12 protein-coding genes are annotated in these 13132 nt (G+C 71.8%); 8 read left to right on the top strand and 4 right to left on the bottom strand.

The features are described 5' to 3' along the window. The first annotated feature begins 13 nt into the window (after nt 1–13). A complete protein-coding gene (locus ACZ6ZN_RS12405; protein ID WP_469645499.1) occupies nt 14–1420 on the top strand; it encodes an FAD-binding oxidoreductase in 1407 nt (468 codons plus the stop codon). 7 nt (nt 1421–1427) lie between these two features. Here ACZ6ZN_RS12405 and ACZ6ZN_RS12400 read toward each other — a convergent pair whose 3' ends face one another. Then, nucleotides 1428–1838 (bottom strand): SsgA family sporulation/cell division regulator, encoded by a 411-nt coding sequence (locus ACZ6ZN_RS12400; protein WP_398110026.1) that lies wholly within the window; start codon nt 1836–1838, stop codon nt 1428–1430. Between the two features lie 245 nt (nt 1839–2083). Between ACZ6ZN_RS12400 and ACZ6ZN_RS12395 the strand changes: the two genes are divergently transcribed. Together ACZ6ZN_RS12395 and ACZ6ZN_RS12390 are read left to right on the top strand one after the other, a co-directional pair. After that, nucleotides 2084–3769 (top strand): RDD family protein, encoded by a 1686-nt coding sequence (locus tag ACZ6ZN_RS12395; protein ID WP_469645494.1) that lies wholly within the window; start codon nt 2084–2086, stop codon nt 3767–3769. A 107-nt stretch (nt 3770–3876) separates the two neighbouring features. Beyond that, on the top strand, nt 3877–4656 hold the full coding sequence (locus tag ACZ6ZN_RS12390) for an RDD family protein (protein ID WP_469645492.1): 780 nt from the start codon (nt 3877–3879) through the stop codon (nt 4654–4656). A gap of 17 nt (nt 4657–4673) precedes the next feature. Here the strand turns inward: ACZ6ZN_RS12390 and ACZ6ZN_RS12385 are convergent, their stop codons facing one another. Next, entirely contained in the window at nt 4674–4949 is a 276-nt protein-coding gene (locus ACZ6ZN_RS12385; RefSeq protein ID WP_469645691.1) for a hypothetical protein, read from the bottom strand. A 412-nt stretch (nt 4950–5361) separates the two neighbouring features. On the opposite strand from ACZ6ZN_RS12385, the gene ACZ6ZN_RS12380 reads away from it, so the two are divergent. Further along, nucleotides 5362–7716: an immune inhibitor A domain-containing protein gene (locus tag ACZ6ZN_RS12380; RefSeq protein WP_451877790.1), complete on the top strand. Its 2355-nt coding sequence runs from the start codon at nt 5362–5364 to the stop codon at nt 7714–7716. Between the two features lie 122 nt (nt 7717–7838). Next, a complete protein-coding gene (locus ACZ6ZN_RS12375; RefSeq protein WP_469645487.1) occupies nt 7839–8183 on the top strand; it encodes a hypothetical protein in 345 nt (114 codons plus the stop codon). 27 nt (nt 8184–8210) lie between these two features. On the opposite strand, the gene ACZ6ZN_RS12370 is transcribed toward ACZ6ZN_RS12375, so the two are convergent. Both ACZ6ZN_RS12370 and ACZ6ZN_RS12365 read right to left on the bottom strand, forming a co-directional pair. Then, a complete protein-coding gene (locus tag ACZ6ZN_RS12370) occupies nt 8211–8801 on the bottom strand; it encodes a nicotinamidase (protein WP_469645485.1) in 591 nt (196 codons plus the stop codon). A gap of 112 nt (nt 8802–8913) precedes the next feature. After that, nucleotides 8914–10263 (bottom strand): nicotinate phosphoribosyltransferase, encoded by a 1350-nt coding sequence (locus ACZ6ZN_RS12365; protein WP_469645482.1) that lies wholly within the window; start codon nt 10261–10263, stop codon nt 8914–8916. Between the two features lie 107 nt (nt 10264–10370). On the opposite strand from ACZ6ZN_RS12365, the gene clpS reads away from it, so the two are divergent. The 3 genes from clpS to ACZ6ZN_RS12350 all read left to right on the top strand — a co-directional run bounded on the left by clpS (nt 10371) and on the right by ACZ6ZN_RS12350 (nt 13119). Further along, complete coding sequence (clpS, locus tag ACZ6ZN_RS12360) at nt 10371–10688, top strand: ATP-dependent Clp protease adapter ClpS (RefSeq protein WP_020270284.1); 318 nt, start codon at nt 10371–10373, stop codon at nt 10686–10688. Nucleotides 10689–10720: 32 nt separating this feature from the next. After that, nucleotides 10721–11329 carry a DUF2017 domain-containing protein gene (locus tag ACZ6ZN_RS12355; RefSeq protein WP_398110033.1) on the top strand — a complete coding sequence of 203 codons (609 nt, stop codon included), beginning with the start codon at nt 10721–10723 and terminating at the stop codon, nt 11327–11329. Nucleotides 11330–11694: 365 nt separating this feature from the next. After that, nucleotides 11695–13119, top strand: coding sequence for an amino acid permease (locus ACZ6ZN_RS12350; RefSeq protein WP_467734052.1), 1425 nt, complete (start codon nt 11695–11697; stop codon nt 13117–13119). Nucleotides 13120–13132 lie beyond the last annotated feature (13 nt).

Genomic DNA, 13132 nt, shown 5'->3' with positions numbered 1-13132 from the left:
CGGGTGCGAACCTGTGATCATGAGCCGTATCGAAGCGCCTCGCGACGACAGGACCGGCAACCTCGTCGACCTGCTGCTCGGCGGCCTGCCCGCCGAGGCGGTCCTCACCGACTCCGACGTCACGGCCTCCTACGCCCACGACATGGCCAGTTTCTGCCCGGCCGGCACCCCGGCCGTGGTCGTCCTGCCGCGCACGGTCGAAGAGGTCCAGCACGTGATGCGCACCGCCACCGCCCTGCGCGTCCCCGTCGTGCCGCAGGGCGCCCGCACCGGGCTGTCCGGCGCCGCCAACGCCTCCGAGGGCTGCATCGTGCTGTCCCTCGTGAAGATGGACCGGATCCTGGAGATCAGCCCGGTCGACCGGATCGCCGTCGTCGAGCCCGGGGTGGTCAACGCCGCCCTGTCCCGGGCCGTCGGCGAACACGGCCTCTCCTATCCGCCGGACCCCTCCAGCTGGGAGATGTGCACCATCGGCGGCAACATCGGCACCGCGTCCGGCGGCCTGTGCTGCGTGAAGTACGGCGTCACCGCCGAGTACGTCCTCGGCCTCGATGTGGTCCTCGCCGACGGCCGCCTGATGTCCACCGGCCGCCGCACCGCCAAGGGCGTCGCCGGCTACGACCTGACCCGCCTGTTCGTCGGCTCCGAGGGCTCCCTCGGCATCGTCGTCCGCGCCGTCCTCGCCCTGCGCCCCGCACCGCCCGCCCAGCTGGTGCTGGCCGCCGAGTTCGCCTCCGGCGCCGCCGCCTGCGACGCCGTCTGCCGGATCATGGAGGGCGGCCACGTGCCGTCCCTGCTCGAACTCATGGACCGCACGACGGTCAAGGCCGTCAACGACCTGGCGCGGATGGGCCTGCCCGAGTCCACCGAGGCCCTGCTCCTGGCCGCCTTCGACACCACCGACCCGGCGGCCGACCTGGGCGCCGTCGCCGCGCTGTGCCAGGCGGCCGGGGCCACGCAGGTGGTGCCCGCCGAGGACGCCGCCGAGTCCGAACTGCTCCTCCAGGCACGCCGGCTGTCCCTCACCGCCCTGGAGGCGGTCAAGGGCGTCACGATGATCGACGACGTGTGCGTGCCCCGGTCCCGGCTCGCCGAGATGCTCGCCGGGGTCGACCGGATCTCGGCGAAGTACGGTCTCACCATCGGCGTCGTGGCCCACGCGGGAGACGGCAACACCCACCCGACGGTCTGCTTCGACCCCGCCGACCCCGAGGAGTCCCGGCGGGCCCGCGAGTCCTTCGACGAGATCATGGCGCTCGGTCTCGAACTCGGCGGCACCATCACCGGCGAACACGGCGTCGGCGTCCTGAAGAAGGAGTGGCTCGCCCGCGAGATCGGCCCCGTGGGGCTGGAGATGCAGCGGGCCGTCAAGCAGGCCTTCGACCCGCTGAACATCCTGAACCCCGGCAAGCTGTTCTGACCTGGCCTCACTGCGCGAGCAGTTCGGCCAGTTCGTCGTCGAGGCCGAGCCGCTCCGCCTCGGTCCCGGGCGGGACCACGCGCAGCGTGCGCTCCAGCCAGGCCGACACCTGCGCCGCCGGGGCCTCCAGCAGGGCGTCCCCGTCGGGTGAGCTCAGCGCCATCAGCACGACGCCGCGCCCCTCGGTCTTGGTCGGCCACACCCGCACGTCCCCCTGGCCGCAGGGCCGGAACACGCCCTCCACCAGCAGGTCCCGGGCGAACGTCCAGTGCACCGGCTGCTCGCAGTCGACGTGGAAGGTGACGTGGACGGCGTAGGGATCGCCGGTCAGGTAGCCCAGCCGGGCCGGCACCGCGATCCGGTGTTCCGGCGACAGGACGAGGTTCAGTTCGAGTTCCCGCTCCACCACGCTGTGCATGACGTGTTCCCTTCCGTCCGACGGCCGGCCGCGAGGGCCGTTCACCCGGTGGAGAGCGGGGAGGGGGCGCGGCATTACGCGGGTTGCGGAAGTTTTTTCGCCGGGGGATCAGCCGGAGTGGCGGGCGGCGTAGCACATCGGTGCTCGAAAGGGGCGGGTCCGGTGGGAGCGGCCGTGGGGGTGGCGCGGGTCTGATAGATGTGGAGGCCCCCCTTTGGCCCCCGAGCAGATACGGGACGACGGACATGAGCGCCCCAACCCCGGCCCCCGGTGACGACAGGCCCCGCGAAGGGTTCTACCCGGACCCGTCCATCCCCGGATACGTCCGGTACTGGAACGGAGCGTCCTGGGTGCCCGGCACCAGCCGCCCGGCGCCGCGGGACGGCGAGTCGCTCGCGCCGCCGCCCGGTGCGGGGGCGGCCCCCGCCGCCTCGGTCGAGGAGACCGGCCCGCACTTCTTCGACGAGGACCCGGTCGACGAGCCGTCCCCCGCCGACGCCCAGCACGGCAGCCGGCCCGAACCGGCCTCCGCCTGGGGCGCGGACCGTGCGCGCCAGTCCGGCTTCGGGGGCGAGCAGGACCGCCGGGTGTCATGGGGGGCACCGCAGGGCGCGCAGGCCGCGGGGCAGCAGGGCGGGACCCCGCCCGGTGCGGCCGCCCGGCCGGGGGCCGATCCGAGGGTGGCGCGGGCCGAGGGCGGTTCCGCGGGTGACGCGACCGCCCCGGCCGACGGCACGGCGTCCGCCGCGGATCGGAACGCCGCCGGTGACGGCACGTTCGTCTTCCGCCGCCCGGCGGCCGAGCCGGGCGCGCCCTCCGCCGCCGGCGCGCCCGACGACGGAACGATGACGTTCCGCGCGGTCGGACCCCGGGCAGCCGGGTCCGCCGCCCCCGCCCCGGGCACGCCGTCCGCCGGGCAGTCCCCGTCCACACCCCCGGGTGGCGCCCCGTCAGGCCCCGCCTTCCGCGGGCAGGCCGGCTCCTCGCCCGCGCTGGCCTTCGGTGGCGCCCCGGGCGGTTCTGCGGCGCCGGGTGGCGCTGTGTCAGGGCCTGCGTTCGGCGGGCAGGGCGGTGTTCCGGCGCCCGGCGACCACGCCGGGGCGGCCGGGGGCGGCGTGCCCGGCAACGGGCCCGGTTTCACCGCCGGGAAGGCCGCCGCCGCCCGGGCCGCCGCCGCGCAGGCCGGTGCCCAGGCCGGGGCCGCCGCTCCCGCTCCCACCGCCCTGTCCGGACCCCAGGCGAGCCCCACCGTGCCACCGCAGTCCGCCGGCCCCGCCGGCACCCCGCCCGCCGCCGCCCCGCTCAGCCCGGGCCCCGGCGGCGGCCAGTCCTCCTGGGCGCAGCAGGTGCACCGGCTCGCCGGCGGCGCGGCCGGGGACGAACAGCCCGTCGCCCCCTGGAAGCCCCCGGTCGAGGACGTGTTCCAGGCGGCCGCCCGGCGCCAGGCCTCCGCCCGCCCCGCGGGACTGGGCAAGCGGCTGGCCGCCCGGCTGCTGGACACCGTCGTCCTCGCCGCGCTCACCGCGGTCGCCGCCGTCCCGCTCGGCACGAGAGCCGTCGACCACGTCACCGGGAAGATCGACGCCGCCAGGCTCTCCGGCGAGACCGTCACGGTCTGGCTGCTCGACGGCACCACCTCCGTCTACCTCGGCATCGTCCTGGCCGTCCTGCTGCTCGCCGGCGTCGTGTGCGAGGTGCTGCCCACCGCCAAGTGGGGCCGCACGCTCGGCAAGAGACTGATGGGCCTGGAGGTGCGGGACATCGAGGGCCACGAGCCACCCGCGTTCGGCGCGGCCCTGCGGCGCTGGCTGGTCTACAGCGTGCCCGGGCTGCTGGGCATCGGCATCGTCGGGGTCGCCTGGTGCCTGTTCGACCGGCCCTGGCACCAGTGCTGGCACGACAAGGCGGCCCACACCTTCGTGGCGGGCTGACCGGCGGGACCCGGCGGCAGGCCCGCTCCCACCAGCGGGGTGGAGCGGGTACCCCGGACGGCCGTCCGCCGGGTGCGGAGCGGGGACGTTCGCGGTCGACTCGGGCCATGAGCAGCGAACCGCCTCCCGGCTCCGGTCAGCAGCCCCCGGAAGACGACCCGTTCAGGAAGCGCCCGCCGGGCGAGCAGCCCGGCGGGGGGACGGGCTCGCCCTACGGCAGCGAGCCCCCGCCGTCCTACCCGGGTGGCGGTCCCGGCGGCCCGGGGAGCCCCGGCGGCGGCCCCGGGGGCCCGTACGGCGACCCCCCGGGCGGTGGCGGCGGCCCGTACGGCGGCGGCCCTCCCGGGGGCGGTGGCGGCCCCTACGGCGGCCCTCCGGGCGGTGGTGGCCCCTACGGCGGCGACCCCTACGGCGGTGGCCCCGCCGACCCCCTCGCCGGCATGCCGCCGCTCGCCGACAGCGGCAAGCGCACTCTCGCCCGCATCATCGACATGATCCTGGTCGGGGTCGTCGTCTGGCTGCTCACCTGGGGCTTCGGGGTCAGCGAGTACGACGTGGACAGCGACCGCATCGAAGTCGGCAAGTCCTTCTGGCAGTCGGCGGTCGCCGCCGTGCTGTACATCGCGTACGACACCATCATGACCGTCCGGACCGGCCAGACGCTGGGCAAGAGGCTGCTGCACCTCCGCGTGGCCAACCTGGACAACGGCGCCACGCCCTCCGTGCAGAACGCGCTGATGCGCGCGGCGGTGCTGTGGATCCCCTTCGCCTTCTGCTGCGCCTGCGTGTGGACCGCCATCGCGGGCGGCTGGAGCTTCTTCGACCGGCCCTACAAGCAGGGCCTGCACGACAAGGCGGCCAAGACGGTCGTCGTCAGCACCAGGTGAGGCCGCGGGCGGGCCGCTCAGGCCGCCCGCTCGCGCACCGGCTCCTGGGCCGGCGCGGTCTTCGACGCCCGTACGGGTTCCCGCGGCGCGGGCTGCTCGACGGCGGCCTGGCGCCGCTGGGGCAGCGGTACCGTCATGGCGACCAGCAGCCCCAGGGCCAGGGCCGCGACGGCGATGACGGCGATCCAGGCACCCGAACTCGTCTGCGACAGCAGCAGCATGGCGAGGGTCGAGAAGATCACGGTGCACGCGCCGTAGGCGAGCTGTGCGGCAGTCGGACGGGGCATGGCCATCATGTCCTCGGAAGTGGGGGTCCACGGGGGTGTCGTCCTGGCATGGCGCCGGCTTCCGGGCGTCTGCCGACCGACATTCTCTCCCGCAGGGTGCCCGAGCGGAACGCGCGGTAAGCGTGACCTGCTCAACAAGGGCGGTGCACGGGGGGCGCACGGAGTCATGACGTCCACGGAGTGGACGGGGCACGCGCCCGAGGGCCCGGCCCCGGAGCTTCGGGACAACCGTTTGGTTGTTCGTAAAACGAACGTCGACTCCGCATAGTGCACTTGACTTGTCCAAGTCAAGGTCTGTCTTTTCCGGTGAACCTCTAGTCAAATGTCGTCACTTGACTACACGCGTTGATCACGCGCGCTTGCGGACCGCACCTACCCCCTTCCCTTCCGCACGCGCGAACGCGGGGGAGGAAAGCAAGTGACCAGTAGACCCTGGACGTTCAGAGCAGCCGCCATCTCAGTGGCGCTCGCGGCGGCCACCGCCACCGTCACCGCCTCGACGTACGCGGTGGCCGACGACGCCTCCGCACCCCGGTCCACCACCGTGGACCGGCACGACCCGGCGGACCGTCACCACGACGGGCACGACCTCGAAGGCCCTCTGAGCAAGACCCAGGAGGCGCAGCGCCAGGAAGCCCTCAAGCAGGTCATATCCGGCAAGACCAAGGTCAAGAACCGCGAGGGTTCCAAGGTCGTCCAGCTCGCGAGCAAGAAGGGCGACAACAAGTACGTCGAGCTCGGCCGCGAGAAGACCGACAAGATATTCACGATCCTGGTCGAGTTCGGCGACCAGGTCGACAGCCGCTACGGCGGCACCCCGGGACCGCTGCACAACACGATCCCCAAGCCCGACCGCAAGAAGGACAACTCCACGGCCTGGCGGGCCGACTACGACCAGGAGTACTTCCAGGACCTGTACTTCGGGTCCGGCAAGGGCGTCGACTCCGTCAAGACGTACTACGAGAAGCAGTCCTCGGGCCGCTACTCGGTCGCCGGTGAGGTCTCCGACTGGGTCAAGGTGCCCTACAACGAGGCCCGTTACGGCAACAACGCCTGCGGCGACACCAACTGCCCGAGCGTGTGGAACGTCGTCAGCGACGGTCTGAACGCCTGGGTCGCCCAGCAGAAGGCGGCCGGCCGCACCGACGCCCAGATCAAGGCGGACGTGGCGCGGTTCGACGAGTGGGACCGCTACGACTTCGACGGCGACGGCGACTTCAACGAGCCCGACGGCTACATCGACCACTTCCAGATCGTGCACGCGGGCGAGGACGAGTCCGCGGGCGGCGGCGCCCAGGGCACCGACGCGATCTGGGCGCACCGCTGGTACGCCTTCGGCACCGACGCCGGCGCCACCGGCCCGGCGAACAACAAGCTCGGCGGCGCGAAGATCGGCGATACCGGCATCTGGGTCGGCGACTACACCGTCCAGCCGGAGAACGGCGGACTCGGCGTCTACGCCCACGAGTACGGCCACGACCTCGGTCTGCCGGACCACTACGACACCGCGGGCGGCGAGAACTCCACGGGCTTCTGGACGCTGATGTCGTCCGGTTCCTGGCTGGGCACCGGCAAGAACGAGATCGGTGACCTGCCCGGCGACATGACCGCCTGGGACAAGCTCCAGCTCGGCTGGCTGAACTACGACAAGGCCAAGGCCGGCGTCAACTCCTGGCACAAGCTGGGCGTGGCGGAGTACAACACCAAGCACAAGCAGGCTCTGGTCGTCGACCTGCCCAAGAAGGCGGTCACCACCGAGATCGTCACGCCCGCCGAGGGCAAGACGCAGTGGTGGAGCGGCAGCGGTGACAACCTCAAGAACACCCTGACGCGTCCGGTCGACCTCACCGGCAAGTCCAAGGCGCAGCTGACCCTCGACGGCTGGTACGACATCGAGGCCAACTACGACTACCTCTACACCGAGGTCTCGACCGACGGCGGCGCCAACTGGACCGCCCTCGACGGCACGGTGGACGGCCAGCCGATCCCGCGCGACGGCAGCGACAAGCCGGTCCTGACCGGCACGGTCGACGGCTACAAGAAGCTCGCCTTCTCGCTGGACGCCTACGCGGGCAAGAAGATCGACCTGCGCTTCCGCTACCAGACCGACGGCGGCGTGGCCCAGAAGGGCTTCGCGGCCGACTCGATCACGGTGACCGCCGACGGCACGCCGGTCTTCTCCGACAACGCCGAGAGCGCGGACGCCGCGTGGAAGGCCACCGGCTTCTCCCGCATCGGCGCGTCCTTCACCAAGGACTACGCGCAGTACTACATCGCCGAGAACCGCCAGTACGTGTCGTACGACAAGACGCTGAAGACGGGTCCGTACAACTTCGGCTTCACGGCGCGTCCCGACTGGGTGGAGCACTACGCGTACCAGAACGGCCTGCTGATCTGGAAGTGGGACACCTCCCAGGCGGACAACAACACCAGCCAGCACAAGGGCACCGGTCTGGTCCTGCCGATCGACTCGCACCCGGACGCGCTGAAGTGGGCCGACGGCACGCTGATGCGCAACCGCATCCAGGCCTACGACTCGCCGTTCAGCCTCTACCGCACCGACGGCATGACGCTGCACAAGGCGGACGTGGCGAAGTACATCCCGGGCTCGAAGGGCGTCTCGGTCTTCAACGACCGCAAGAACGACTACTACGACGAGTCGAACCCGACCGCGGGTGTCAAGATCACTGACACCAACACGAAGATCAAGATCCTCAAGGAGGCCAAGAACGGCTCGACCATCGAGCTGGAGGTCGGCCCCGCGGGTAGGTAATCCGCATCCTTGCAGGTCAGAACATGATCGGCGGTGACCCACTGGCGGGTCACCGCCGATCCGTGTTTAGGTGCGTCCTGTGGCTCTCTTATTGACACCGACCGACACGGGGGGATGAGCGCATGGCCGCAGGAGGCTTCTGCAAGCTGCCGAACGGCACGGTGGTGGTGGCGCTGAACCTGCCCAGCCCCGCCGCCGACAGCCCCGGGGCGGTCCGCGTCCTCGTCCACTCCGTGAACCGCGCGCGGGCCCTGACCAGGCTCCGCAACCTCGGTCTGCGGTCGGTCTACCTGCGCGGCAACGCCGCCCCGCCCACCCCGGACGAGATCACGGCCGTGCTGCACCACCCCGACGGCCTCATATGGCGCACGGCCCCCGACAACGGTGTCGCGACGGCCCCGGAGCTGGTCCAGGAGCTGTGGCGCCCGATCAGGTCCCTGCTGCGGCGTCCGCCGGCCCGGACCTGACCCGGCCCGGGCCCGCCGAGGCCCGGACTACTGCACGACCGGCTTGCCCGACAGCTCCACGCCCGCCGCGCGCAGCTCCTCCAGCGCCCGGTCCGTCGTCTCCTGCGCCACCCCGGCCGTCAAATCCAGCAGCACCTGGGTGCGAAAGCCCTCGCGGGCGGCGTCCAGGGCCGTGGCCCGTACGCAGTGGTCCGTGGCGATGCCGACCACGTCGACCTCGGTGATCTCGCGCGAGCGCAGCCAGTCGGCCAGCGCGGTGCCGTTCTCGTCGGTGCCCTCGAAGCCGCTGTAGGCCGCCGAGTACGCCCCCTTGTCGAAGACGGCGTCGATGGAGCCGGAGGCGACCGCCGGCGCGAAGTTCGGGTGGAATCCGACGCCCTCCGTGCCGGCCACGCAGTGCGCGGGCCAGGAGTGCACGAAGTCGGGGCTGGCGGAGAAGTGCCCGCCCGGGGCGATGTGGTGGTCCCGGGTGGCCACGACGTGCCGGTAGCCGGAACCGGCCGCCTGCCCGACCAGCTCGGTGATGGCGGCGGCCACGTCGGCACCGCCGGACACCGCGAGGCTGCCCCCCTCGCAGAAGTCGTTCTGCACGTCTACGACGATCAAGGCGCGGCGCATGGTCGGCATCCTTCGGCTATGGGGTCGGCGGGCCCGGCCGGTGGACGGCCGAGCCGGGGAGCGGGGACGGGAGGAGGGGAGAGGGGACGGGTCGGCGCGTCACGGCACACCGCTATTGGCTACCCGAGGTGCCGTGCACGTACTCCGTGGGAAGCACGGGCTCCCCGCGCGAGAGCTGCGTGGCCGACATCGGCAGGCCCGCGCGCGCGGTGATGTGCCGCTCCCGTGCCGCGTCCAGCGGCTCGCGCGCCACGACCTCGCCGCCCTTGACCAGCTCCACCAGCAGCTGCCGGCCGGCCAGCTCGCCCGGCACGGGACCGGTCCCGACGACCTCGGCCTCCGCGATGCCGTGGGCGTCCAGCCGCCGCGCCGCCCACTTGCGCCCGCCGACCGACGTCTTGCCGCCGCTGGACTTCTTCGCCACCGCCACCAGCGGCGCGTCCGGGGCGTCGGACCCGGCCCGGGCCACCAGCTTGTAGACCATCGAGGACGTGGGGTGGCCGGAGCCGGTGACCAGCTGCGTGCCCACGCCGTAGGCGTCCACCGGCGCCGCCGCCAGGGAGGCGATGGCGTACTCGTCGAGGTCGGAGGTGACGACGATCTTCGTGCCGGTGGCGCCCAGCTCGTCCAGCTGCCGGCGCACCCGGTGCGCCACCAGCAGCAGGTCCCCGGAGTCGATCCGCACCGCGCCCAGCCCGGTCCCGGCGACCTCCACGGCCGTACGGACCGCCTCGGCGACGTCGTAGGTGTCCACCAGCAGCGTCGTGCCCCGGCCCAGCGTCTCCACCTGCGCGCGGAAGGCGTCCCGCTCGCTGTCGTGCAGCAGGGTGAAGGCGTGCGCGGAGGTGCCGACCGTGGGGATCCCGTAGCGGAACCCCGCGGCCAGGTCCGAGGTGGTCGCGAAGCCGCCGACGTAGGCGGCCCGGGAGGCGGCCACCGCGGCCAGCTCGTGGGTGCGCCGGGCGCCCATCTCGATCAGCGGCCGCTCGCCCGCGGCGGCCGACATCCGCGAGGCCGCCGCGGCGATCGCCGAGTCGTGGTTGAGGATCGACAGGATCACCGTCTCCAGCAGGACGCACTCGGCGAAGGTGCCCTCGACCCGCATGATCGGCGAGCCCGGGAAGTACACCTCGCCCTCGGGGTAGCCCCAGATGTCCCCGCCGAAGCGGTAGCCGGACAGCCACTCCAGCGTCCGCCCGTCGACGATCTCCCGCTCCTGGAGGAAGCTGAGGACGGCCGGGTCGAAGCGGAAGTTCTCCACCGCGTCCAGCACCCGCCCGGTGCCCGCCACGACGCCGTAGCGGCGCCCCTCCGGCAGCCGCCGGGTGAAGACCTCGAACACGCTGCGCCGCTCGGCCGTGCCCGCCGCCAGGGCGGCGCGCAGCATCGTCAGCTCGTACTGGTCCGTGAAGAGCGCCGTCGACGGGACATCCACCGGCAGCGAAAGGTCCGCTGTGTTCATGGGAAGGAGCGTACCCCCATTTCGTCAATCTGACGATTGCAGGTCCGCGGTCGCCGATCGCCTTGCGGCCAGGCCCGTTTGTGCGACCACCCCCCTCGGGTGGCAGCATGGGCAGTGTGACGTCACCCGCGCCCCTGGAGATCGAACGCACCGAGTCGGCGGAGGAGGTCTTCGCCGTACCCGAGCCGGACCTCCCGTGGGTCACGATCGTCCACAACGACCCGGTCAACCTCATGAGCTACGTGACGTACGTGTTCCAGACGTACTTCGGCTACTCCAAGGACAAGGCCACCAAGCTCATGCTCGACGTCCACCACAAGGGCCGGGCGGTCGTCTCCAGCGGCAGCCGCGAGGAGATGGAGCGCGACGTGCAGGCCATGCACGGCTACGGCCTGTGGGCCACCCTCCAGCAGGACCGCAAGTAGCCAGCACCCCGCCCAGCAGCGAAAAGGCGTTCATGCCCGGAACCTTCGAACCGCTCCCCGGCGGCGGCGCGGCCGTCGCCCTCGACGACGTCGAGATCTCCATCATCCGGTCCCTGGCCGTCCAGCTCCTGGAGCTGATCGGCCCCGGCCCCGCCGAGGACGCCTCCGCCGATCCGCTCGCCGGGCTGTTCGCCGAGGGCCCGAGCGAGCCGCCCTCCGACCCGGTGCTCAGGCGCCTGTTCCCGGACGCCTACGGCGACCCCGAGCAGTCCGCCTCGCCGCGCGACGCCGAGGAGCAGCGCGCGTACTCCGCCGAGTTCCGCCGCTACACGGAGAACGACCTGCGCGCCGGCAAGCGGGACAACGCCCTCGCCGTGGTGCGCTCGCTGGACGCGCTGTCCTCCGCCTCGGCCGGCGAGGGCGGGGCGGTGCTGAAGCTGTCCCCGCAGGAGTCGCAGCAGTGGCTGGGCGCCCTGAACGACCTGCGGCTGGCCATCGGCTCGCGCCTGGAGATCACCGACGAGGAGGACAGCGACCTCCTCTTCCGCCTCCCGGACGAGGACCCGCGCAAGCCCATGGTCATGGCCTATCTGTGGCTGGGCGGACTGCAGGAAACGCTGGTCACGACGCTGATGCCCTGATGCGTGCGGGTTCGGTGACCGTCGGGTGACGGCGCGGTGTTCGCTCAGAGGACACTCAAATCCGGATAACGATCGCGTCACCGCACCCGCCCTCTATGACCCCTTCAGGTGCTCTTTGTCCGGTTCTTCCTGTGCAGTGCGCCACATCGCCCACCTGTGATCAGTGTTGCGGCCGTGATAAATCTTCACGACCGCCCGGCGAGCACCACCCGAATGTTCGGCCGGGTGCGCCACCGAGCCGGCGACCGCCGGCCAGGCACGAGCGGGCTCGCGGGCTCGCTCAACTCCATCATTTCCGGGGGGATCGAAACCCGATCCGAGGCCGACGAGAGGCCCGGGTCGGCATGGAGAAAGGCGCACCACACATGACCTCTGCGAAGGTCGACACGGAAAACGTGCCCGAAGAGGGGTACGAGCGGGGACTCGGCAGTCGCCAGGTCCAGATGATCGCGATCGGCGGCGCCATCGGCGTCGGCCTGTTCATGGGTGCCGGAGCGAACATCGCCAAGGCGGGACCCAGCATCATCCTCATGTACGCCCTCGCGGGCGTCGTGATCTTCTTCATCATGCGGGCCCTGGGCGAGCTGCTCCTCTACCGGCCCGTCTCCGGCTCCTTCGCCGAGTACGCGCGCGAGTTCCTCGGCCCGTTCTTCGGATTCGTCACGGGCTGGACCTACTGGCTCATGTGGGTGGTCACCGGCATGGCCGAGCTCACGGCCGCCGCCATCTACATCCACTTCTGGTTCCCGGAGATCCCGCAGTGGGTCAGCGCCCTGGTGTTCCTGGTGGTGCTCTTCGGCGTCAACCTGATCTCCGTCAAGATCTTCGGCGAGGTCGAGTTCTGGTTCTCGATGATCAAGGTCACGGCCATCATCGGCATGATCGTCATCGGCCTCGGCGTGCTCACCCTCGGCTTCTCCGACGCCGGTGACACCGCCACCGTCTCCAACCTCTGGTCGCACGGCGGCTTCTTCCCCAACGGCATCGGCTCCAGCCTGATGACCCTCCAGGGCGTCATGTTCGCCTACCTCGCCGTCGAGCTCGTCGGCGTCACCGCGGGCGAGTCCGAGAACCCCGAGAAGACCCTGCCCAAGGCCATCAACACCCTGCCCTGGCGCATCATCGTCTTCTACGTCGGCGCCCTGCTGGTCATCCTCTCCGTCGTGAAGTGGACCGAGTTCTCCGCCGGCGAGAGCCCCTTCGTGCACGCCTTCGGCAAGATCGGCATCCCGCTCGCCGCGGGCATCGTCAACTTCGTCGTGCTCACCGCGGCCCTGTCGTCCTGCAACTCCGGTATGTACTCCACCGGCCGCATGCTGCGCGACCTGGCCGCCAATAGCGAAGCCCCGCAGGCGTTCGGCAGGCTCAACGCCCGCAAGACGCCCGCCGTCGGCATCACCGTCTCCGTGGCCCTCATGGGCATCGGCGTCGTGCTGAACTACGTCGTCCCGGAGAAGGCGTTCCTCTACGTCACCTCCGTCGCCACCGCGGCCGGCATCTGGACCTGGATGATGATCCTCGTCAGCCACATCCGCTACCGCGCGGCGGTCGACGCGGGCCGGCTGCGCGCCTCGGCCTTCCCGGCCCCCGGCGGCGCCCTGTTCAGCTGGGTCGCGCTCCTCTTCCTCATCGGCGTGACCTGCATGATCGCCTACGACAAGGACGCCCGGGTCTGCCTGTACGTCGCCGCCGGCTGGGCCGTCGCCCTCGGCATCGGCTGGGCGGTCCTCAAGCGCCGCAACCCGCAGCTCACCGAGCGCCGCGACCCGGAGTTCGAGCAGGTCGGCTGACCATCCGGCAGGA

Source organism: Streptomyces sp. NPDC053665 (genome assembly GCF_055585285.1).
The sequence above is the reverse complement of the archived record's forward strand: the minus strand, read 5'-3'. Positions and strand labels throughout refer to the sequence as shown.

Excerpts from the sequence above, each read along its gene's own strand:
- ACZ6ZN_RS12395 (WP_469645494.1), top strand. The coding sequence starts at position 2,084 with ATGAGCGCCCCAACCCCGGCCCCCGGTGACGACAGGCCCCGCGAAGGG.
- ACZ6ZN_RS12370 (WP_469645485.1), bottom strand. The coding sequence starts at position 8,801 with ATGCGCCGCGCCTTGATCGTCGTAGACGTGCAGAACGACTTCTGCGAG.
- ACZ6ZN_RS12355 (WP_398110033.1), top strand. The coding sequence starts at position 10,721 with ATGCCCGGAACCTTCGAACCGCTCCCCGGCGGCGGCGCGGCCGTCGCC.
- ACZ6ZN_RS12350 (WP_467734052.1), top strand. The coding sequence starts at position 11,695 with ATGACCTCTGCGAAGGTCGACACGGAAAACGTGCCCGAAGAGGGGTAC.
- ACZ6ZN_RS12365 (WP_469645482.1), bottom strand. The coding sequence starts at position 10,263 with ATGAACACAGCGGACCTTTCGCTGCCGGTGGATGTCCCGTCGACGGCG.
- ACZ6ZN_RS12385 (WP_469645691.1), bottom strand. The coding sequence starts at position 4,949 with ATGGCCATGCCCCGTCCGACTGCCGCACAGCTCGCCTACGGCGCGTGC.
- ACZ6ZN_RS12400 (WP_398110026.1), bottom strand. The coding sequence starts at position 1,838 with ATGCACAGCGTGGTGGAGCGGGAACTCGAACTGAACCTCGTCCTGTCG.
- ACZ6ZN_RS12390 (WP_469645492.1), top strand. The coding sequence starts at position 3,877 with ATGAGCAGCGAACCGCCTCCCGGCTCCGGTCAGCAGCCCCCGGAAGAC.
- ACZ6ZN_RS12375 (WP_469645487.1), top strand. The coding sequence starts at position 7,839 with ATGGCCGCAGGAGGCTTCTGCAAGCTGCCGAACGGCACGGTGGTGGTG.
- clpS (WP_020270284.1), top strand. The coding sequence starts at position 10,371 with ATGGGCAGTGTGACGTCACCCGCGCCCCTGGAGATCGAACGCACCGAG.